This is a genomic window from Flagellimonas pelagia, assembly GCF_003584135.1.
Classification (GTDB): Bacteria; Bacteroidota; Bacteroidia; order Flavobacteriales; family Flavobacteriaceae; genus Flagellimonas; species Flagellimonas pelagia.
Genome location: NZ_QXFI01000006.1, coordinates 1 through 18,680, shown reverse-complemented (window position 1 = coordinate 18,680; position 18,680 = coordinate 1). Strand labels below are relative to the sequence as shown.

23 protein-coding genes are annotated in these 18,680 nt (G+C 42.3%); 11 read left to right on the top strand and 12 right to left on the bottom strand.

Going from position 1 to position 18,680, the window contains the following annotated elements; all coding sequences use genetic code 11:
- The first annotated feature begins 80 nt into the window (after positions 1 to 80).
- Positions 81 to 1,418, top strand: coding sequence for a hypothetical protein (locus D2V05_RS00420; protein WP_119645621.1), 1,338 nt, complete (start codon positions 81 to 83; stop codon positions 1,416 to 1,418).
- A gap of 3 nt (positions 1,419 to 1,421) precedes the next feature.
- A complete protein-coding gene (locus D2V05_RS00415) occupies positions 1,422 to 1,778 on the top strand; it encodes a DoxX family protein (protein WP_119645619.1) in 357 nt (118 codons plus the stop codon).
- Here D2V05_RS00415 and D2V05_RS00410 read toward each other — a convergent pair.
- Together D2V05_RS00410 and D2V05_RS00405 are read right to left on the bottom strand one after the other, a co-directional pair.
- Complete coding sequence (locus D2V05_RS00410; protein ID WP_119645616.1) at positions 1,770 to 2,186, bottom strand: hypothetical protein; 417 nt, start codon at positions 2,184 to 2,186, stop codon at positions 1,770 to 1,772. The genes D2V05_RS00415 and D2V05_RS00410 overlap by 9 nt on opposite strands.
- Positions 2,179 to 2,757, bottom strand: coding sequence for an RNA polymerase sigma factor (locus D2V05_RS00405; RefSeq protein WP_119645614.1), 579 nt, complete (start codon positions 2,755 to 2,757; stop codon positions 2,179 to 2,181). Before D2V05_RS00405 ends, D2V05_RS00410 begins: the two co-directional genes overlap by 8 nt.
- A gap of 134 nt (positions 2,758 to 2,891) precedes the next feature.
- Here D2V05_RS00405 and D2V05_RS00400 point away from each other — a divergent pair, with 134 nt between their 5' ends.
- A complete protein-coding gene (locus D2V05_RS00400; protein ID WP_119642071.1) occupies positions 2,892 to 3,245 on the top strand; it encodes a DUF6249 domain-containing protein in 354 nt (117 codons plus the stop codon).
- A 62-nt stretch (positions 3,246 to 3,307) separates the two neighbouring features.
- Positions 3,308 to 3,940 carry an MOSC domain-containing protein gene (locus D2V05_RS00395; protein WP_119645611.1) on the top strand — a complete coding sequence of 211 codons (633 nt, stop codon included), beginning with the start codon at positions 3,308 to 3,310 and terminating at the stop codon, positions 3,938 to 3,940.
- 50 nt (positions 3,941 to 3,990) lie between these two features.
- Here the strand turns inward: D2V05_RS00395 and D2V05_RS00390 are convergent, their stop codons facing one another.
- On the bottom strand, positions 3,991 to 4,371 hold the full coding sequence (locus tag D2V05_RS00390) for a hypothetical protein (protein WP_119642069.1): 381 nt from the start codon (positions 4,369 to 4,371) through the stop codon (positions 3,991 to 3,993).
- 213 nt (positions 4,372 to 4,584) lie between these two features.
- On the opposite strand from D2V05_RS00390, the gene D2V05_RS00385 reads away from it, so the two are divergent.
- Entirely contained in the window at positions 4,585 to 5,454 is an 870-nt protein-coding gene (locus D2V05_RS00385; RefSeq protein ID WP_119642068.1) for an AraC family transcriptional regulator, read from the top strand.
- A 7-nt stretch (positions 5,455 to 5,461) separates the two neighbouring features.
- Here the strand turns inward: D2V05_RS00385 and D2V05_RS00380 are convergent, their stop codons facing one another.
- Positions 5,462 to 6,232, bottom strand: coding sequence for a S1/P1 nuclease (locus D2V05_RS00380; protein ID WP_119645608.1), 771 nt, complete (start codon positions 6,230 to 6,232; stop codon positions 5,462 to 5,464).
- A 138-nt stretch (positions 6,233 to 6,370) separates the two neighbouring features.
- On the opposite strand from D2V05_RS00380, the gene D2V05_RS00375 reads away from it, so the two are divergent.
- On the top strand, positions 6,371 to 8,569 hold the full coding sequence (locus tag D2V05_RS00375; protein ID WP_119645606.1) for a DUF5916 domain-containing protein: 2,199 nt from the start codon (positions 6,371 to 6,373) through the stop codon (positions 8,567 to 8,569).
- Between the two features lie 109 nt (positions 8,570 to 8,678).
- Here D2V05_RS00375 and D2V05_RS00370 read toward each other — a convergent pair whose 3' ends face one another.
- Positions 8,679 to 8,846 carry a lmo0937 family membrane protein gene (locus tag D2V05_RS00370; RefSeq protein WP_119645604.1) on the bottom strand — a complete coding sequence of 56 codons (168 nt, stop codon included), beginning with the start codon at positions 8,844 to 8,846 and terminating at the stop codon, positions 8,679 to 8,681.
- Positions 8,847 to 9,012: 166 nt separating this feature from the next.
- On the opposite strand from D2V05_RS00370, the gene D2V05_RS00365 reads away from it, so the two are divergent.
- From D2V05_RS00365 to D2V05_RS00345, 5 genes are all read left to right on the top strand, one after another.
- Positions 9,013 to 9,453 carry a lipocalin-like domain-containing protein gene (locus D2V05_RS00365; protein WP_147378198.1) on the top strand — a complete coding sequence of 147 codons (441 nt, stop codon included), beginning with the start codon at positions 9,013 to 9,015 and terminating at the stop codon, positions 9,451 to 9,453.
- 119 nt (positions 9,454 to 9,572) lie between these two features.
- On the top strand, positions 9,573 to 9,977 hold the full coding sequence (locus tag D2V05_RS19970; protein ID WP_119645600.1) for a helix-turn-helix domain-containing protein: 405 nt from the start codon (positions 9,573 to 9,575) through the stop codon (positions 9,975 to 9,977).
- 31 nt (positions 9,978 to 10,008) lie between these two features.
- The gene (locus tag D2V05_RS00355; RefSeq protein ID WP_119645598.1) at positions 10,009 to 10,404 is read left to right on the top strand and encodes a VOC family protein; all 396 of its coding nucleotides are present in this window, start codon (positions 10,009 to 10,011) and stop codon (positions 10,402 to 10,404) included.
- An 83-nt stretch (positions 10,405 to 10,487) separates the two neighbouring features.
- A complete protein-coding gene (locus tag D2V05_RS00350; protein ID WP_119645596.1) occupies positions 10,488 to 11,750 on the top strand; it encodes a DUF819 family protein in 1,263 nt (420 codons plus the stop codon).
- A 41-nt stretch (positions 11,751 to 11,791) separates the two neighbouring features.
- Positions 11,792 to 12,490: a DUF4369 domain-containing protein gene (locus tag D2V05_RS00345; protein WP_119645593.1), complete on the top strand. Its 699-nt coding sequence runs from the start codon at positions 11,792 to 11,794 to the stop codon at positions 12,488 to 12,490.
- Here the strand turns inward: D2V05_RS00345 and D2V05_RS00340 are convergent.
- The 7 genes from D2V05_RS00340 to D2V05_RS19605 all read right to left on the bottom strand — a co-directional run.
- Positions 12,487 to 12,759 carry a hypothetical protein gene (locus tag D2V05_RS00340; protein ID WP_119645592.1) on the bottom strand — a complete coding sequence of 91 codons (273 nt, stop codon included), beginning with the start codon at positions 12,757 to 12,759 and terminating at the stop codon, positions 12,487 to 12,489. The genes D2V05_RS00345 and D2V05_RS00340 overlap by 4 nt on opposite strands.
- Before the next feature lie 26 nt (positions 12,760 to 12,785).
- On the bottom strand, positions 12,786 to 13,754 hold the full coding sequence (locus tag D2V05_RS00335; protein WP_119645591.1) for a type I phosphomannose isomerase catalytic subunit: 969 nt from the start codon (positions 13,752 to 13,754) through the stop codon (positions 12,786 to 12,788).
- Positions 13,754 to 14,161: a 6-pyruvoyl trahydropterin synthase family protein gene (locus D2V05_RS00330; RefSeq protein ID WP_119645590.1), complete on the bottom strand. Its 408-nt coding sequence runs from the start codon at positions 14,159 to 14,161 to the stop codon at positions 13,754 to 13,756. The genes D2V05_RS00335 and D2V05_RS00330 overlap by 1 nt, the downstream gene beginning before the upstream one ends.
- Positions 14,158 to 14,691, bottom strand: coding sequence for an isopentenyl-diphosphate Delta-isomerase (idi, locus tag D2V05_RS00325; protein WP_119645589.1), 534 nt, complete (start codon positions 14,689 to 14,691; stop codon positions 14,158 to 14,160). The genes D2V05_RS00330 and idi overlap by 4 nt, the downstream gene beginning before the upstream one ends.
- A gap of 55 nt (positions 14,692 to 14,746) precedes the next feature.
- Entirely contained in the window at positions 14,747 to 15,700 is a 954-nt protein-coding gene (locus D2V05_RS00320) for a PorP/SprF family type IX secretion system membrane protein (RefSeq protein WP_119645588.1), read from the bottom strand.
- 5 nt (positions 15,701 to 15,705) lie between these two features.
- Entirely contained in the window at positions 15,706 to 17,661 is a 1,956-nt protein-coding gene (locus D2V05_RS00315) for a T9SS type B sorting domain-containing protein (protein ID WP_183114755.1), read from the bottom strand.
- 88 nt (positions 17,662 to 17,749) lie between these two features.
- Positions 17,750 to 18,680 (bottom strand): hypothetical protein (locus D2V05_RS19605; protein WP_119645582.1); only part of this gene is annotated, 931 nt, incomplete at its 5' end.

Below are 18,680 nucleotides of genomic sequence, written 5' to 3'. Positions count from 1 at the left end.
ATTAATATGATGCACAAAACCGCTCATTTTGAGCGGTTTTTCTTTTTAATGTTTATCTTGTTGCATCAATCGACCAGACCGTGGGCAACAACGATTACAACAGTCCATCCTTTAAAAAACTATTGGATTCCCTACAGCAACAAAGCTGGGAACTGGAACTCATCATTTCGGGTTTTGCCATATTCGGGCTGTTTACTGCTTATGAGCCATTGCGTCTGGAAATGGTGAATGCCGAGAATGAGCAGCACATTTATCGCTTTGTAGCCTATTTCATTCTCCACATTGCTTCTTCCATCCTATTGTTCAACTTATTACTCCATGTAATCTTGAGGGGACTGTGGATTGGGGCCTTAGGACTTCGATACGTTTCAGGGGATATCGAGTTTGAAAAACTCAATTACGCCCAGCGGTTTACCAATTATCTCAAAAAGCGCATTGTGTCCTTTGACCGGTATATCGCCAATCTGGAAAATTATTGCAGTGTCCTTTTCGCCATTTCCTTTTTGTTGATTTTCTATGTTCTGGCCATGACCACTGTTATCATTTCCATGGTATTGGTAGGCAGTTTTATTATTGAAGGAGATTGGTTACCCGAACGGTTGGGCAGTATTTTGGGAACTATTCTGATGCTGTTCATTGTATTTGGGATGTTGCTCACCTTTATCGATTTCTTGACCCAAGGATTGCTCAAAAGGAACAAATGGGTGGCCAAATTTTACTTTCCAGTGTATTGGGTCTTCAGTTTTTTGACCCTTTCCTTTCTTTATAGACCTTTGGTATATAATTTCTTGGACAACAAATTTGGAAAAAGGCTGATTTTGTTGCTTGCACCCATTTACCTCGTCATCCTGATCATCACAAGTTTGGAATACCGCCATTCCAACTATTTGGAAAAGGATTTGAATTCTTCCAGTGTTTTTGCGAACAAGAAAAATTATTTGGACATGTTGATCGAGGATGGTGATTTTCCGGGTGATGTGGTCATTCCCTCCAAAGTGATCACTACATCTTATTTAAATGTTTTCATTCCTTTTTCCGAACATTTGGAGGAACGCATCTTTTTGTACAACGATTCGCTAAGACCCAAAAAAGACCGTCGTGGACTTACCTCCGGCATCAACATAAATACCAATTGGAGCGATGAGATCACGAGCCTAAGCCAAAAGGACAGTATTCGTAAAGTGTACCTTAAAACATTTAACGAAATGTATTCTTTTCAGGTTGATACGTTAAATAGGGACGAAGATTTTATATTGACGACTGGAATGAACGACCTTCTCGGTTTTGAGACTTTCCTTAAAATTTCCGATATAGAGGAAGGAAAACACATCCTAAGGTTAAAACGGAAGCGGAAGGAAAAAGGGTCCGTGGTCACCGTTACCGAAGCGGCCATCCCTTTTTGGAATTTCAAAGATTAATGTATGGCTCCATGGCACCTCTACGTAATGGCCGGCTTATATGTACTTGCAGGCCTTATGCATTTTGTAAGACCGAAAATGTATCACCGAATCATACCCGATTACCTTCCCTACTCTAAATTTTTGGTCTACCTAAGTGGGGTGGCAGAAATTGTTTTGGGCATTGCCTTATGTTTTGATGCCACTCGAAGGTTGTCAAGTTTTGGCATCCTTTTAATGCTTGCTGCCTTTCTTCCTGTTCATTTTTATATGCTATCAAATAAAAAAGCCGCCATGGGACTGCCCAAATGGGTGTTGGTCCTCAGGATTCCCCTTCAATTTGTATTGATGTATTGGGCCTATTCCTACGCCTCACTTTAACAAAGCTGTCCGATCCATGTGCTTTTTGAGCCAAGGTACCTGTACAAAAAATAGGAATCCGAATAGCAGTACCGCATATACCCATACTTTGGAAGAAGTATAGTTTTCCAACCAACCCCAAAGCGGTTTAAAATTGGGCTCCCAGGTTATCTTATCGAACCAGCCGGTTCCATCGCCCAAACCATATTGAGAGATGACATAGCCCATCAAAACCGAGAAAGCCACAAATAGTCCCACCAAAACGGATCTGGACATAATGGGTTTATATTGAAAGGCCTCTTGATGGGATTGCACCTCAATCTTCTGCATCAGATTTTTGGTAAAATCCACCGATGGGGATTCCAATGGGGCATCGGCCATGATGCGGTCCACAAACTCCTCCAATTTTTTTTCTTCGTGCTTATCCATTGCTTTCAAGTATTTCACGTTCTAAACTGGTTTCCATGATACCGGCCAGTTTTTTTCTAGCCCTGAACAACTTCACTTTTATCGTATTGGCGGAGACGTTCAAAATTTTCTCCATTTCCAAAAGGTTTTTTTCTTCAAAATAGAACAAGGTAATGATTCCTGCATCCTCGGTCGGCAATTTGGCCAAACATTGGTCGATCAATTGCCTTTTTTCTTCCTGAACCATTTTATCCAGGGCATCGTCCATATCGGCCAAGCCCATTTTCCTCACTTGGTCAATTTCAACATGGTCATGGGCCCTTTTATTCTTTTTGATCCGGTCCAAGGCCGTGTTGTACGCAATCCTATAGATCCAGGTCGATACTTTGGAATCCCCCTTAAAGGTAGCCAATGATTTATATATTTTTATAAAGGCATCCTGCGAAACCTCCTCGGCCTCTTCCCTATTGCCCAATAACCTCAAGGACAGGGTAAACACCAAATCCTTGTACCTTTCCACCAAATCGGTGAAGGCCCTGGCATTGCCACGGCGAATTTCCTCGATCAGTTCTTTTTCCTTGTTGGTCAGCATTGTACATTGGACGCCAAATGTACCTTTTAGGTTACACCCTTTTCATTTTTTTATAAAATTATGTAACCTGGATCAAAAAAGCGTCGTCATAGGCTATGAACAAAAAATATAAATAATCATAAAAACGAATTGTCATGGGATCTGAAGTAATCATTTTACCAGTAATTTTTGGGGTCATTTTTGCCATCGCCTACCTTTATTTTTCAACACGTAACAAAGAAAGGTTGGCCTTGATCGAGAAAGGTGCCGAAGCCAGCATCTTTGTAAAGGGGCGTAGAGAAGGAGCCGCTCCTTTTTGGAAAATTGTCATCCTTAACATTGCTCTTCTACTTATCGGTATCGGGGTGGCCATTTTTGTCGGCTCTATTCTGGTCTACTCCTTTGGTGTGGAAGAAGGGGTGGCCTACCCTGGAACCATCTTTACCTTGGCAGGTGTTGGTCTTTTGGTAGGTTTTACCATGACCAAACGCTTGGAAAAGGAAGATTAAAATACCCAAAAAACAGCATGAAGAACCACCGCCCAACGCGGTGGTTTTTTTATCTTGGCAGTATGAAAGTCATCTCCACCAACTTAGGCCAATCCACGGAAATCATGTGGAACAACGAAAAAACGACCACGGGAATCTTCAAATACCCTGTCCCCGGACCCATTTTCTTGGATTCGGAAGCTGTTCGCGACGATACCATTGCCAACAGAAAGGTGCACGGTGGTCACTTCAAGGCCTGTTATCTCTTTTCAAAGGAACAATACCCTTTTTGGCAAAAGAAATATCCCGACTTGCCATGGGATTGGGGCATGTTTGGGGAAAACCTTACCGTGGAAGGTTTGGACGAATCCCAATTGAAGATCGGCAACATTTACAAGTTGGGTTCGGCCTTGGTGCAGATCACCCAGCCACGAGAGCCTTGCTTTAAATTGGGCATCCGGTTTGGCAATCAGAATATTTTAAAAGAATTCATTGATCATGGATTTCCGGGTACCTACGTTCGGGTAATGGAACGAGGCGAAGTCAGTGTCGGAGATTCTATGGAACTGGTGGAGGAATCCCCCAACCCGTTGACCATTCAACAGTTTTATGGTTTATTGTTCAACAGGGAAAAAGACCAAGAATTGTTACAATGGGCCATTAGCAATGATGCACTACCACCAAACAAAAGGGAAAGCTTAAAAAAATGGGCATAAAAAAAGGGGGCCTCGCGGCCCCCAATGCACATAAAAATTAACTAAACAAACTATCTTACTACCATAGTTTCTTTGTAAGTGCCAAATTTGTCCACTACAACTACGGTATATTTATCTTGATAAGCTTTTTCAAAGTTGAAAGCTTTTTCAACCACGATATCCCCTTCGATGGCCTCGTCAAAAACAAGTCTGTTTTGGGAATCGTAAACTTTTAGAAGTACTTTTCCTTGAGAGATGTTCAAAAGGTTCATCATGATCTTTTGTCCTTTCTTTACAAATACAGGGTCAAGGTTTACTTTCACCAAGTTCTTTTCAACTTCGTATTTAGCAGTCACTTTTTTACCAAAATCAACTGCGGTTCCATTTGCCAACCCGATGGCACTAACCAAAAGGGCCGCTGCTACTGTTAGGTTTTTTACTACTGATTTCATAACATTTCGCTTTTTTTAGATTACAAGACAAATGTATGGCGCAATTAAGGACAGGAATACCACCATCTTTTCCAGTTTATATGCAATTTTAACACGATGGGTATGTTAATTGGACGTTAATGTTAATTTAACACACATTTGTGGTAATTTTGCAGATATGTTGGTTGGGGACACCGTCCTAACTTTACATTACCAAATAAAAAATTGGAACTTATGATTCAAAAACCTGCATTTGAAGCTATAGCCCCCAGTTTTGGTCACTCGTTCACTTTTCAAAAGTTCAACGAAAGCAATGAGAACAAAAACAATGGCTGGCATTACCATCCGGAACTGGAACTGGTATATGTGAATGGAGGCTCGGGAAAAAGACAGATAGGCAGCCACGTATCCTATTATAGAAACGGGGATTTGATCCTTATTGGATCCAACCTGCCCCACTGTGGTTTTACGGATAAGCTCACGGGAAACAAAAGTGAGACCTTGATACAGATGAAAGCGGATTTTCTTGGTAGTGATTTTTTCAATATTCCCGAAATGAAGAACATCCAAAAGCTTTTTGAAGTGGCCAAGGGCGGTATTGCCTTTTATGGAAAGACCAAAATGAAGGTAGGAGAGAAAATGGAGATCTTGGAATACCAGACCGATTTTCAAAGATTGCTTTCCATCCTTAATATATTGAACCAATTGGCCACCTCTGATGAGATGAACGTGCTGAACGCCGAAGGCTTCTCTTTGGAAACAGAGGTAAAGGACAATGACCGGATCAATATTGTCTTTAACCACGTAAAGGCAAATTTCAAGGAAGATATCAGTTTGGAGGAAATATCGGATATGGTGAGCATGACGGTCCCATCATTCTGTAGATATTTTAAAAAGATCACCAACAAGACGTTTACCCAATTCGTGAACGAATACCGATTGGTGCATGCCTCCAAATTATTGGCCGAACAGCCCATCAGCATAACCCAAGTGTGTTATGACAGTGGTTTCAACAATTTCTCGCACTTCAACAAATCGTTCAAGGCATTTACAGGGCAAAACCCATCGGAGTATAGGAACCAGTTAAAAACGGTCCTTCAATAAACCAAGGTCAATCGAACAGGTCGTTCAAGACCTTTGCCAATCTTAGACCTCCTTTTTGAAGTTGTTCGAACAGGAGGTCATTATAGTTATAGGCATACTGATACCCTAGCTTTTCGCCTACCTTAACAGAGTCGTACAGCTCACCACAGATGGTATGGGATTCATCGACCCAATCGTAAATAGTGCCTTCCTGCATTTTTTTCACCTCTTTCTTTGAGACCTTGTTCAATTCGTGGGCCAATTCGGTATAGGTCATTCCATAGGATTCAATGAGGTTCTGGTCCCAAACCTTGTGCAAGTTGCTGCCTTGGCCAAACCATTGCACCTGAATATCATTACCTCCCTTATCCTCTGCCCTACTTGCATGCATCGGCTGATGGAGATCACCTATGAAGTGAATCAACATCTTCAGGTAAAAAACACGCTCTTCCCTGGGCGTATTTTTATCCTTAATTTTTGTCTTGCATTCCTCAATGGCCGTGATGATATCCCCATATTCACTCTTCTCGGAATCCACGTAATGCATACCCAAGGGATAGTTTACATAGTGCCAAGGTGAATATTTGGAATAGGCACGATCTGCCTTGATATCATCCGCGTAGGTGGAAACAAAGGCCAAACTGTGACCGTCCAACAAATCGTTCAGCGCTCTTTTAGCCTTACCGGTCAAATGGTTTTGGGCAATCTGTCCGGTAACACGGTGCCCTGTTTTGCTCCAAAAGGTGTTTCCGAACATAAAAATGGGAACTAAAAGGAACAATACAACATTTTTTTTCATAGTGGATGAATATTGGCAATGAAACGAATTAGCTATCATCAATTTTCCGAATCTTTTCCCAATGGACAATGCCCCATTAATTTTTTGGGAATATTTTAACTATACCCTTACATTTGAAAAACCGACTAAACTAGACAAATGCCAAAACTACGAATTGTAATTGCTACAATCCTATTTCCCATTGCATTAGTTGCCCAATTGAACAATAAGACCTTTACGGTCAAACACATTGACGAGATCATTGACGTTGACGGTATTTTGGACGAACCCATCTGGGAAATTGCGGAAAGTGCCGATAGCTTCCATCAATACTTTCCTTCGGATACTACATTGGCTGCCCAGCAGACCGACATTAAAATGTTGTATAACAATACTACATTATACATAGGTATAAAACTGGCTACCGAAGGAAATGATTATGTGATACCTTCCCTGCAACGGGATTATCGTGCCGGAGGAAACGATAATATCAGTCTGCTTTTTGACACTTTTAACGATGGCACCAATGCTTTTCTATTCGGCATGAACCCCTATGGCGTCAGAAGGGAGGCATTGATTTCCAACGGAGGTGCAGGGCCAAGCAATTTTACCACCTCATGGGATGTAAAATGGAAGGGCGAAACCAAATTGTACGATGGCTACTATATCTGCGAGATTGCCATTCCCCTGACCTCTTTTAAATTTAAACAAGGGGAGACCAAGTGGCGGTTCAACAGTTACCGGTTCGATATGCAAACCAACGAGACCAGCACCTGGACGAAAATTCCACAGAACCAGTTGATTTATAGCTTGGCCTTTATGGGGGACATGGTCTTTGAGAAACCACTGGGGAAATCCAGAACCCCCATGGCGCTCATTCCTTATGTGAATGGCATTGTGGGCAAAGATTATGAATATGATGAAAAACTGAGTAAACTCGACTTTGGAGGCGATGCAAAAGTGTCCATCGGGAACGGAATGAATCTGGATATCACCGTTAACCCCGACTTTTCGAATGTGGAAGTGGACAATTTGGTGACCAATCTGACCCGATTTGAGGTTTCCCTGCCCGAAAAACGCCAGTTCTTTATCGACAACAGCGACCTTTTTGGTTCCTTCGGGAGTGAAGATGATTCCAATCCCTTTTTCTCAAGAAGGATAGGGATTGCCCAAAATCTAGAGGACGAAACCATTGAAAATGGTATTGTGGGGGGCATTCGGTTGAGCGGAAAACTTACTGAGGATTGGCGTTTGGGCCTTTTGAACATCCAAACAGAAAAAGATGAGGCGAACCACATCCCCAGTAACAACAATACCGTTTTTGCCCTACAGAAAAAAATGTTCTCCCGATCCAACCTCAGCTTTATCTTCGTGAACCGCCAAACGTTTGCAGATTATGATTTTTTGGAAGAAGAAGATCGGTACAACCGTGTGGTGGGCCTCGATTACAATTTGGCCTCCGCCAACAATACCTGGACCGGAAAGTTTTACTATCATAAATCCTTTGCCCATGACATGGGAGATCGGGATGCATCCGGCGGTGTGAACCTTCAGTACAATAGCCGTTTCCTTAATTTTGGGGTAAGGGGAAATTTTGTTGGCAACGATTTCCGTTCAGATCTCGGCTATATCCCAAGGGAAGATATTGTGGTGGCCAAACCTTATGTGGAAGTCAATTTTTGGCCCAGCAAGGGAAAACTGAATACCCATGGTTTTCTGTTCAGACCTTCCATGATTTGGCGCCCCACCTTGGATTATAAGAACACCGATTACTTTTTTTATACCGGGTGGCAGGCCAAGTTCAAAAGTCAGGAAGAAGTGGCCATACGGTTGTTTAACCGATATACGTATTTGACAGACACCTTTGACCCCACAGGCACTGACGGTGGTATTGAACTTCCTGCCGATATTGGTTATCACTATACCAGTTATGAGGTAGAATTCCAAAGTGATCGGCGTAGGGTGTTCTCCTATTCTTTGGAACCGGGCTATGGGGACTTTTATAACGGTACCCGCTTTGTGATGGAAGGCGACTTGAGCCTTCGCCTGCAGCCCACAGTTTTTATTTCCCTTGGTCTGAACTATAACAGCATCAAACTACCAGAACCCTATGAGAGTGAAGATCTTTGGTTGGTGAGTCCCAAAATAAACATCACCTTCAATAAATCCGTGTTTTGGTCCACCCTGATCCAATACAGCAACCAAATGGATAATTTAGGATTCAATTCGAGGTTGCAGTGGCGGTTTGCCCCACTTTCGGACCTCTTCTTGGTGTACAATGACAATTATTTTGTGAACTCCTTTATGCCGCGCAACCGATCCATCAATTTAAAGTTCACGTATTGGTTGAACATATAAATGAAAAGCAGCTACAATTTGTTTGTAGCTGCTTTTTGTGGTAAGGTGTTATCCTCCCTTAGATCATTGCCCTTCGGCAGATAACTATAATTTCGATCTAGCTTCTATATTAGAGTGGCTTTCGTCCCGAAATGATATTATACAAAATTGCGATAATTGCGATAACCAATAATATGTGGATCAAGCTTCCCGTGGCCATTCCGGCTACGATTCCAAAAAAGCCCAATATCCAAATGATGATACATATTACGGCAACCAACCAAAGTAAACTTCTCATGATTTCTAGGTTTTAGTGTTTTATAGGAATAAAATTAGAAGTTTAACTATCATCGCTTTAGCGCGATTCATGTAATTGTTGACTCAAAACCGATTTAAATTGTTAATGATCATACTTTTCCTGTGTTAATGAATAACATTGGTCCGATTGTATGTATATTGAGTATATGATGCGACTTTATTTGGCTATTTGTAAATATCTTAGGGCATTGGTCCAAATCCGAATTTACTCTAAAGCTTTAATTCCCTTATCGATTTACTTTCTGCTAATTTCTTGCAATTCGGATGAAAAACAATTGATTGGAAAATGGAAAACTCTATCAATTGAAAGTGAAAGAGGCAACGAAATAAAAGATGTAGATAGCGATGACTATTACCAATTCAATAATGATGGTACATACATGAACAGTTTTCAAAACAGTACATATATTGGAAATTGGAAACTTGATAAAAAAAGTAAAAAGATTGAATTAGAATATGGATTGGCAACCTTCAAAGGTAATTACAGATTGTTACAAGATTCTCTTTTTCTAGAACTAGATAAGTACATTCTTCAGCGAAAAGATTCTGTACTAGGAAAAATATTAATCAAACTTGAAAAAAATTGAATGAATAATTATCTTTTCTAAATAATTTAAAAATTTATATTAATTCAGACTCCCCTACCATTTTCCCATATTTAGAAACATGGCCAAACTGTTTACGATACTAAAACCAACATGGTCAAATGACATTTTACCAACGCGAAATACATAGAATCAAGGACGTTTGTTACTCCAATACAGGGCAAATACAGAAGGTACTCAAGACCCGAAACTATATTGAGAACCACTTCGACCAAGAACTTAATCTGGATACTTTGGCCTATGTTGGGTTCACTTCAAAATACCATCTTCTGAGGCTCTTTAAGCAGTACTATGGGCAAACTCCAATACAATTTCTGATTGATAAAAGAATAGAAAAATCAAAATTCTATCTAAAAAAGGGAATATCGATTTCAGAGACGTGCTATTTGGTCGGGTTTGAAAGTCCCAGTTCTTTTAGTACCCTCTTCAAAAAAAAGACAGGATCCATGCCGAGCAACTTTCAAAAAAAGCAATTTTCACAAAGTCGGTCTATTGGTGATTTTTGATTTTTGAACATCCAATCCAAAAATATAACCAATGAAAGTAAAAGTATTGAGCATACCCGTTCTGGACCAAGAAAAAGCCTTGACCTTCTACACTGAAATACTAGGCTTTGTAAAGAAAGTGGACGTGCCCCTAAGCGAGGATAGCAGGTGGTTAACTGTGGTAAGCAAGGAAGAACAGGACGGCCCTGAAATATTATTGGAGCCTTCCCCCAAACATTTTGAACCTGCAAAGACCTATCAAAGATCATTGTTTGAAGCAGGAATCCCATACACACAATTCAACGTTGAAAATGCGCAACAGGAATATGACCGTCTTTTGGATCTTGGCGTTGCATTCAGTATAAAACCTACCGAAATGGGCACCGTTAAAATTGCGGTTTTTGATGACACCTGTGGCAATAACATTCAAATTGTGGAAATGCTATAAGGATTCCATCCAAAACTTCGGTATTCCATAAGAACCAAATCTCCCCCATGATTTTCCTATATTTGGGGCCATAGCTTACAAATATGGACCAACTACCCTTTACCGAAGACACCGTGATCTTTGGGCTCCTTTGCCTATGCCTTGGCTTTGTTTTTTATACTTCATCCATCAAAACTGGGTTTTGGGGAAAGTTTTACAATATTGTGCCCACCGTGCTTATGTGCTACCTATTGCCCGCCATTTTGGCCAGCGTAGGCATTGTAGATGAATCATCCTCCCAAACCTATTTTGTGGCGAGTAGGTATCTTTTACCAGCCGCCTTGATCTTAATGACCCTGAGCATAGACCTAAGGGCCATTATGAACCTAGGGTCCAAAGCACTTATCATGTTCTTGACGGGTACCGCGGGCATTATTATCGGGGGACCGATTGCCATATTGATCGTTTCCATTTTTTCGCCCGAAACCGTTGGCGGCAGTGGGGTCGACGCGGTCTGGCGTGGCTTGGCCACCATTGCCGGAAGTTGGATCGGGGGCGGTGCCAACCAAGCGGCCATGTTGGAAGTCTTCAAATACAACCAGGAAAATTATGGGGGCATGGTCCTTATTGATATTGTAGTCGCCAACTTGTGGATGGCCGTTATTCTCTTTGGAGTCGGCAAGACACAGAAAATTGATAAATGGTTAAAGGCTGACACTTCATCCATCGAAGAACTCAAACAAAAAGTATCTACCTACACTGAAAAAATCGCTAGGGTCACTACTTTGAAGGATTTCATCATGATGCTTTTTTATGCCTTTGCAGGGGTAGGGATTTCGCATTTCATAGGGCATCATTTTGCAGCATTTTTGCAAGATAATTTTGAGGTCATCAGAAATCCCCAAAAAATACTGTCCTCCCTGGGATCCGAATTTTTATGGATGGTGGTCTTCGCCACTTTGATAGGCATCGGATTGTCTTTTACGAAGGCCAAAAACTATGAAGGGGCCGGGGCCAGTAAAATTGGTGGTATGTTCATTTATATCTTGGTAGCCACCATTGGTATGAAAATGGACTTGGGCAAAGTCCTCGAAAACCCTGGACTCATTGCCATTGGGCTGATTTGGATAAGCATTCATGCACTATTATTGATTTTAGTGGCCAAATTGATCAAGGCGCCGTTCTTTTTTCTGGCCGTTGGAAGCCAGGCCAATGTGGGTGGAGCGGCATCGGCGCCGGTCGTTGCGGCAGAATTTCATCCTTCCTTGACCTCAGTAGGCATTCTTTTGGCTGTTTTTGGCTATGTTGTAGGCACCGCAGGGGCCTATTTATGTGCTTTATTGATGGAAGTGGCTTCCAAAGTTTAAAAAGTTCAGAAGTTTATTGATATTTGCCCAGCTAAAATTTTATGATGAAACGGATATTGTTCGTAATGCTTTTGGGATTGGTTGTTGTTTCTTGTGAGAAGAACACGGAAAATACCATGACCCTCACCGGAAATATTAAAGGCCTTAAAAAAGGGACATTGTATTTGCAACAGGCCAAAGATTCTACCCTTGTGGTCCTGGATTCCTTGGAGATAAACGGCGATGGCAATTTTAGTTTTACGGAAGAAGTAGAAAATCCTGATATTTTTTATCTCTACCTGGACAAAAAAGACAACAACGACATCAATGACCGAATCACCTTTTTTGGTGAGCCTGGACAGATTAATATCAAAACAGCGTGGAACACTTTTGATACCAAGGCTGAAATCACGGGATCAAAATCCCAAGAAAAAATGGAGGAGTTCTATGACATGACCTCCAAGTTCAACATCAAAGATCTTTCTTTGGTCCAACAGGCTTCTATGCCTCAGTTCCAAGGGGATTCCCTTGCCTTGGATTCACTTCAAAACCTAATTGACCTAAACACCATCAGAAGGTACAGGTATGCCCTTAACTTTGGATTGAACAATGGCAATTCTTATGCCACTCCATATCTCATGTTGGCAGAAGCAAGCCAAGCCAATCCAAAATATTTGGATTCCATTTATAAAGGACTTAGCCCAGAAGTGGCGAAATCCAAATATGGGAAAATATTGAAGGAATTATTGGATAAGAACTAGCCTGCCAAACTGTTCAATTGGTCTACCAATTCGGTAGCTTTTTCTTCCAATTCGTTGCGGATGCTCCTGAAGTGGGCCTTTCGGTCTTCCACATCTTTTTTGTTGACCTTGTCCATCAACTCATCAAAAATATCGATGGCCTTGTCAATGATCACGGTTCCTTCTTCGGATTCCTTATTACCATCACCTGCTTCCCAAATGTAAACGGCTTCGATAATATCTCCGAGTACAAAATTGATATCTTTCTTTAAATCGCGAATACTTGCCATATCAGTGTTTTTATTAAAGGTACTAATTAAATGGTCACTTCTAAAAGTTTGGCCCCTTTGGTTTCTATTTCAACCTTGCTGCTCATGGCAGGCACCAAAATGGTTTCTCCCCTATTGATGGAGGCACTTCCCCAATCATTTGAAATGGTTGCGCTCCCTCCAACGCACATATAGATGGTAAAGGAATCCCTATCGGCAACATCCTGTTTCATGGATTGTGACAACTCCATAAAATTGGTCTTGAAATACGGACAATCCACCATTTCGTTCACTACATCGGTTTGAGCGGAATAGCTTACTTTGAAGTCATCTTTCTTTTTATAATCGATGGCATCTACGGCCAAACTGGTATGCAGTTCCCTTAAATTGCCATTTTTGTCCTTTCTATCAAAATCGTAGACCCTGTAGGTAACATCGGAAGTTTGTTGGATTTCGGCCAATAGTACCCCGGCCCCAATGGCATGGATTTTTCCGGTATTGATGAAAAAAGTATCGCCTTCCCCCACTTCTTCATAGTTCATCAAATCCAAGAGAGAACCTTCTTCCAAACTTTGCACATATTCTTCCTTGGCCACATCCTTATTGAAACCTACAATGAGTTTGGCTCCGGGATCGGCATCCATAATGTACCACATTTCAGTCTTTCCAAATGAATTGTGCCTTTGTTTAGCCAGTTGATCGTTGGGATGTAGTTGAATGGAAAGGTCTTGCTTGGCATCAATGAACTTGATCAGGATAGGAAACTCGGCCCCAAACCTATTTACCACGCTTTTTCCCAAGAGGGCCTCACCGTGGTTGTCCATCAAATTTTGAAGTGAAGTGCCCGCAAGGGGACCATTGGCTACTTCGGAAATATCGCCCTCCACACCGGAGAGTTCCCAACTTTCACCTGTGATATCACTTTCTATGGGTTTTCCAAGCACTTCCTTTAGTTTGGTGCCGCCCCAAAGGCGTTCCTTTAAGATAGGCTTAAATTTTAGGGGATATAAGTCCATTATCCTGAATAAGTTACAAAATTTCGGGGAGTTTCATAGAGTACCACCTCTAGTTCTTTTTGGCTGTCGATAAGAGGTCTCAATTTATTCCATATGACCACGGCAATGTTTTCTGCCGTAGGGTTAAGGTCTTGGAATTCGGGAACATCCGTGTTTAAATTCTTATGATCCAAGGCTTCTTCCACATGTTCCTGAATCAGCTCCTTTAATACCTTTAGATCCATCACAAATCCGGTTTCCTGATCAATTTCACCGGTAACACTTACAATCAAATCATAATTATGACCGTGAAATCGTGGATTGTTGCATTTTCCGAACACGGCTTGGTTCTTGGCATCATCCCAGTCCGGACGATGGAGCCTATGGGCCGCATTAAACGTGGCCTTTCTACTTACCTTCACTTTCATGATGCAGGGATGTTTTGCATGAGATGGTCATAAAATCGTTCAAAGATGATCTTGAACCATGCAGTGTACTGTTCCGGATTATCCTCGATATCCCTTTTAATATCCTCTGGATGCATCCATTTCCAATCTGCCACTTCGTTGGGATTGATGTTCGGCTCACCCAAAAAGGAACCCATCATCACGTGGTCATATTCATGTTCCGTAAGTCCGTTGTCAAAAGGTGCTTTGTAGATAAAGGAGAAGAGTTCCTTCAGCTCCGTGGAAAAGCCCATTTCTTCCATTAACCTGCGTTTACCAGCCTCAATATTGTTTTCCCCATCCCTTTGGTGGCTGCAACAAGTGTTGGTCCACAACAAGGGGGAATGATATTTTTCCTTGGCTCTTTGCTGGAGTAGGGTCTCCCCTTTATCATTCATCACAAAAACGGAAAATGCCCTGTGCAAAAGGGCTTTCTGGTGTGCTTCCATCTTGGGCATAAGACCAATGGGTTCATCGGACTCATTCACCAATATCACATATTCCTCTTCCATGTGGTAAAAATATGACCTTTACGGGACATAGAAGGTAGCAGGTTCTTAAATCTTCTTAAAAGAAGCGCGGGGATTTAAGGTTGCCTATGTTTCTTAGGAAATCGTATCGCAGAATAATCTCAAATGAGCCGTCATTAAAAGTAGCAGCTCCCAGTTCTGTGATTTCCCTATCGTAGGCCAGACCGACCATGAACTGATCGGAAAGCATGAACCCGACAAGACCACTAAAGGCAGCATCCCATCTGTAGGCCAATCCCCCAATGAATTTTTCGTTGAACATAAAATTAGCCGATACATCCACTTGTAAAGGAGCCCCCTGGACCACTTTGGTCAATAGTGTGGGCTTGAACTTCAAGAAAGGGTTCAGGTCCCAAACATATCCTGTAATGAAATACAGATTAATCTGTTCCTTGGCCGTGGATACCGAGGAGGAATCAAAATGGGTGGTCTGCAATATTCTCGGAGCGGAAAGACCCACATAAAACCTGTCGGTGTGGTAATAGACCCCGGCACCAAAGTTAGGTGAAAATTTATTGCGGATGTCCTGTTGCGATTGTAACTGAGGATCTACTTCAAATTCATCCAATTCGGAATAGCGGATGTCCAACATGTGGGCACTCCCTTTTAAACCGAAGCTTAACCTTCCTTCCCAAGAAGTCTGGATGGTATAGGAAAAATCTACATCAAAATACGTCTCCGAAGTAGGACCGATCTTATCATTTACAATGGAAACGCCCAATCCCACACCTCGGTACCCAATCGGGGAATGAATGTTGAAGGTTTGGGTTTCAGGTGCTCCATCCAACCCCAACCATTGGTTACGGTACAACCCTGCAATGCTCAAATGCCCTCGAGAACCTGCATAGGCCGGATTCACGCTCACGGTATTGTACATGTACTGGGTATACTGGGCATCTTGCTGGGCCTGAAGGCTTCCCAATCCCAGCACAAGAAACACGAGCAACCATTGGATATTTCGGTTCAAAATCTTTTTCTCCACAGTAATCATTTTGGTTATCTGTTTATGTATATGTAGCCCGAAAGCTGTTTCATGTTTCCTCCCATATCCTCGTAATCCAATACATAGAAGTACGTTCCTACGGGAAGTTTGTTGTCTTGGTCAACAGTGACCCTACCTTGAGAGGTACCGTCGAACACGTTGCCACTGGTGTTATAGGATCTGGTTTGGTAGACCATTACACCCCATCTGTTATAAATTCTTACTGTGTTGTTTGGATAATTTTCTATTCCGTTGATGGCCAATACATCGTGTACACCATCGCCGTTAGGAGTGATCACGTTGATCACATCAATTTCATCTACTGTTGTTTCGCCAAGGTCGGGATCCAGATAATTCGGCACCCCATCACCATCGGTATCATCATTGGCGTAATTGCCATCTTGATCAAGGTCTTCATCAATGGTTTCAATTCCATCGTCATCATCATCCGAGTCCCTAAAGTCAGGGATGCCATCAGAATCCGTATCAGGCAAGAACAAGCTTGGCTCGTCCATTTCATCGTTCACATCGATATCGATGACCGTTTCCCCTTCATAACCATCGTCCAAGCCGTCATTGTCCTTATCAGAACCAATGAATGTCACTTCTGGAATACCATCATGGTCATGGTCATGTCCTTCAATCGCATCGGGAACGTTGTCATCATCACTATCTAGATCTACATAATCAGGCAAACCATCATTATCGGAATCAACAGGAATCAGTCCAATATTGCCATCGAGTTCATAGGCATCATCAAGTCCGTTTGCGTTGGCATCCACTAAACTTGGAGCGATATATCCCAAGGCCAATTGCGCTTCCACGTTATCCGGAATTCCATCATTGTCACTGTCGATATCCAAATAATCCGGGAATCCATCTCCATCGGTATCTGTTGGGTTAGTAGCAGGATCATTATCGGCATCAGCATTCAAATCCTCAAAGCTGTCCACAATACCATCACCGTCACTGTCCAGATCAACTCCAGAAGCATTAACGATTACCGTGATGGTCGCTGTATCACAATTTCCATTGGAATCACAAACGGTATAATCGAACGAATCGGTACCGTTGAAACCTGGATTGGGAACATAGGTAATATTGTCATCCGAAGGATTGTTCGGTGTGCCATTTTCATTCAAAATGATGCTTCCGCTTGTTGGATTGGTCGCTGTGATGGTTCCTGAGGTCGGAATATCATTATCATTGGCGCGCCATGAAATAACTATATCCGTATCGATATCCGTAGAGACCGAATCATCATTGGTATCCACGATAGGCAATACATCAACCGTAACTGTTGCGGTACTACAATCGCCAAAAGAATTACAAATCGTATAGTCGAAGCTATCGGTACCATTATAATCAGGGTTTGGAATATAGGTCACCACATCGTCCGATGGGTCGTTAGCCGTTCCATTGTCATCGATGGAAACTGCACCGTTGGACGGCCCTGTGATGGACAACGTTCCACTTGTGGGCAGGTCAGAATCATTATCAAAAATAGGCACGACGATATTTTCATCCTCGTTGACAGCAATAAGGTCATCAACCAAATTTGCAGCCTGACTCATACAAACCACCGTAAACCTAGGTAAAGCCGAACTATTTCCGGCCTTGGTAATGGTTGCCACGTATCTTGTTACCGTTTGGGTACTCGTGACCATGGGGCGGGTTTGATCCCCACTGACCACAGGGCTCCAGCTCACTGTCACCCCTGTAGGAACACTGGCAGAAATATCCAGGGTGACCTGATTGTTGGGTGCAGTACAGTCTGTTAAAATAAAGTAACCTGTTGCATTGGAACCACAAAGGGTACCATCATAAGTGGCAAAGTAAACACCTGGCTGGGTAGCTTCATAAAAAGAGTTGGTCCCTAAAACGGTAGCCAAGTCCGAAGCCTCATACCATTTGTAATTGTTCTCATCACCAGTATTGGGTGCTTGGAGCAAAAACTGGGCATTTGCCATGTTCGCTCCCAAAAAAAGGAGGAATAAACCAATGAGTAAAGACCTATATGGGGTTGTTGAATTCAAATCGATGAGTCTTTAATCATTACTATTTTACCACAAATACTACGTTAATCAAGGCATTGTAATCTGCTGGTTGTCCGATGATATCATAGGTCATTACACCATTGGCATCGATACTCACATTATCAAAAATAGTATCGTCATAGTATGTAATGTAGTAGTACAAATCAGCCCTATTGTACGTAGGTATTGCTCCTGGTGCCCCTGTACTTGATACAAAAGTATTGGTATAAGGTGGCGCTGTAGGTGCATATTGATTGACATATTCCTGATATAAATCCTTATTAGCCCCTATAACGTTTGTCGAAGCATCTATGGCTATGGATGGAGGATAAAAAATCCTTGCCGATTTGGCTGTCACTTTTGTGATATCAGCCATGGCACTATCAACTGTATCTTCAGTTGTACCGTCTCCATCCACATCTATGTTTGTCATTTCAAAAGAAGCACCTCCATCTGCTCCTACAGAAAGCTCATTATTTGCATCACTACTAACCACATTGGCTGTTGCCGGAGTACCTCCATCTTCGTCAACATAGGTAATCACACCTGTGCTTGTATTCTGAGACAATGATGTCACTGTTTCATTAATATCCACTGATGTAATACCTGGTTCAGAAATTGTAGCTATTCGGTTACCTGTAACTGTATTGGTTATGCTTACATCGTCGTCGTCCAATAGACCGCTAAGGTCGACAGAGTTGCCCCCCGTGGCAGGGTTGCTCAGCGTCAGCACGTTGCTCCCGTCAAGGCTCAGGTCGGACAGCTCGTTGGTGGAGCTCTTGTCTCCGTCCACATAGTCAACCGTATAGTTCCCGTTCCCGTCGTCGGTCACGGTGATGTCGTTCGCGCCGGCCACCGTCTCGGTGTACCCGCTAAGGTCGATCGGGGTCGCAGTAGGGTCCCCGCTCAGGCTCAGGTCGTCGCCGCTCAGGCTCAGGTCCTGGCTGTCCGTG

Bases quoted from the DNA above. Each gene is read 5' to 3' on its own strand.
- D2V05_RS00415 (WP_119645619.1), top strand. From the start codon at position 1,422: ATGGCTCCATGGCACCTCTACGTAATGGCCGGCTTATATGTACTTGCA.
- D2V05_RS00410 (WP_119645616.1), bottom strand. From the start codon at position 2,186: ATGGATAAGCACGAAGAAAAAAAATTGGAGGAGTTTGTGGACCGCATC.
- D2V05_RS00405 (WP_119645614.1), bottom strand. From the start codon at position 2,757: ATGCTGACCAACAAGGAAAAAGAACTGATCGAGGAAATTCGCCGTGGC.
- D2V05_RS00400 (WP_119642071.1), top strand. From the start codon at position 2,892: ATGGGATCTGAAGTAATCATTTTACCAGTAATTTTTGGGGTCATTTTT.
- D2V05_RS00395 (WP_119645611.1), top strand. From the start codon at position 3,308: ATGAAAGTCATCTCCACCAACTTAGGCCAATCCACGGAAATCATGTGG.
- D2V05_RS00390 (WP_119642069.1), bottom strand. From the start codon at position 4,371: ATGAAATCAGTAGTAAAAAACCTAACAGTAGCAGCGGCCCTTTTGGTT.
- D2V05_RS00385 (WP_119642068.1), top strand. From the start codon at position 4,585: ATGATTCAAAAACCTGCATTTGAAGCTATAGCCCCCAGTTTTGGTCAC.
- D2V05_RS00380 (WP_119645608.1), bottom strand. From the start codon at position 6,232: ATGAAAAAAAATGTTGTATTGTTCCTTTTAGTTCCCATTTTTATGTTC.
- D2V05_RS00375 (WP_119645606.1), top strand. From the start codon at position 6,371: ATGCCAAAACTACGAATTGTAATTGCTACAATCCTATTTCCCATTGCA.
- D2V05_RS00370 (WP_119645604.1), bottom strand. From the start codon at position 8,846: ATGAGAAGTTTACTTTGGTTGGTTGCCGTAATATGTATCATCATTTGG.
- D2V05_RS00365 (WP_147378198.1), top strand. From the start codon at position 9,013: ATGATGCGACTTTATTTGGCTATTTGTAAATATCTTAGGGCATTGGTC.
- D2V05_RS19970 (WP_119645600.1), top strand. From the start codon at position 9,573: ATGACATTTTACCAACGCGAAATACATAGAATCAAGGACGTTTGTTAC.
- D2V05_RS00355 (WP_119645598.1), top strand. From the start codon at position 10,009: ATGAAAGTAAAAGTATTGAGCATACCCGTTCTGGACCAAGAAAAAGCC.
- D2V05_RS00350 (WP_119645596.1), top strand. From the start codon at position 10,488: ATGGACCAACTACCCTTTACCGAAGACACCGTGATCTTTGGGCTCCTT.
- D2V05_RS00345 (WP_119645593.1), top strand. From the start codon at position 11,792: ATGATGAAACGGATATTGTTCGTAATGCTTTTGGGATTGGTTGTTGTT.
- D2V05_RS00340 (WP_119645592.1), bottom strand. From the start codon at position 12,759: ATGGCAAGTATTCGCGATTTAAAGAAAGATATCAATTTTGTACTCGGA.
- D2V05_RS00335 (WP_119645591.1), bottom strand. From the start codon at position 13,754: ATGGACTTATATCCCCTAAAATTTAAGCCTATCTTAAAGGAACGCCTT.
- D2V05_RS00330 (WP_119645590.1), bottom strand. From the start codon at position 14,161: ATGAAAGTGAAGGTAAGTAGAAAGGCCACGTTTAATGCGGCCCATAGG.
- idi (WP_119645589.1), bottom strand. From the start codon at position 14,691: ATGGAAGAGGAATATGTGATATTGGTGAATGAGTCCGATGAACCCATT.
- D2V05_RS00320 (WP_119645588.1), bottom strand. From the start codon at position 15,700: ATGATTACTGTGGAGAAAAAGATTTTGAACCGAAATATCCAATGGTTG.
- D2V05_RS00315 (WP_183114755.1), bottom strand. From the start codon at position 17,661: ATGGCAAATGCCCAGTTTTTGCTCCAAGCACCCAATACTGGTGATGAG.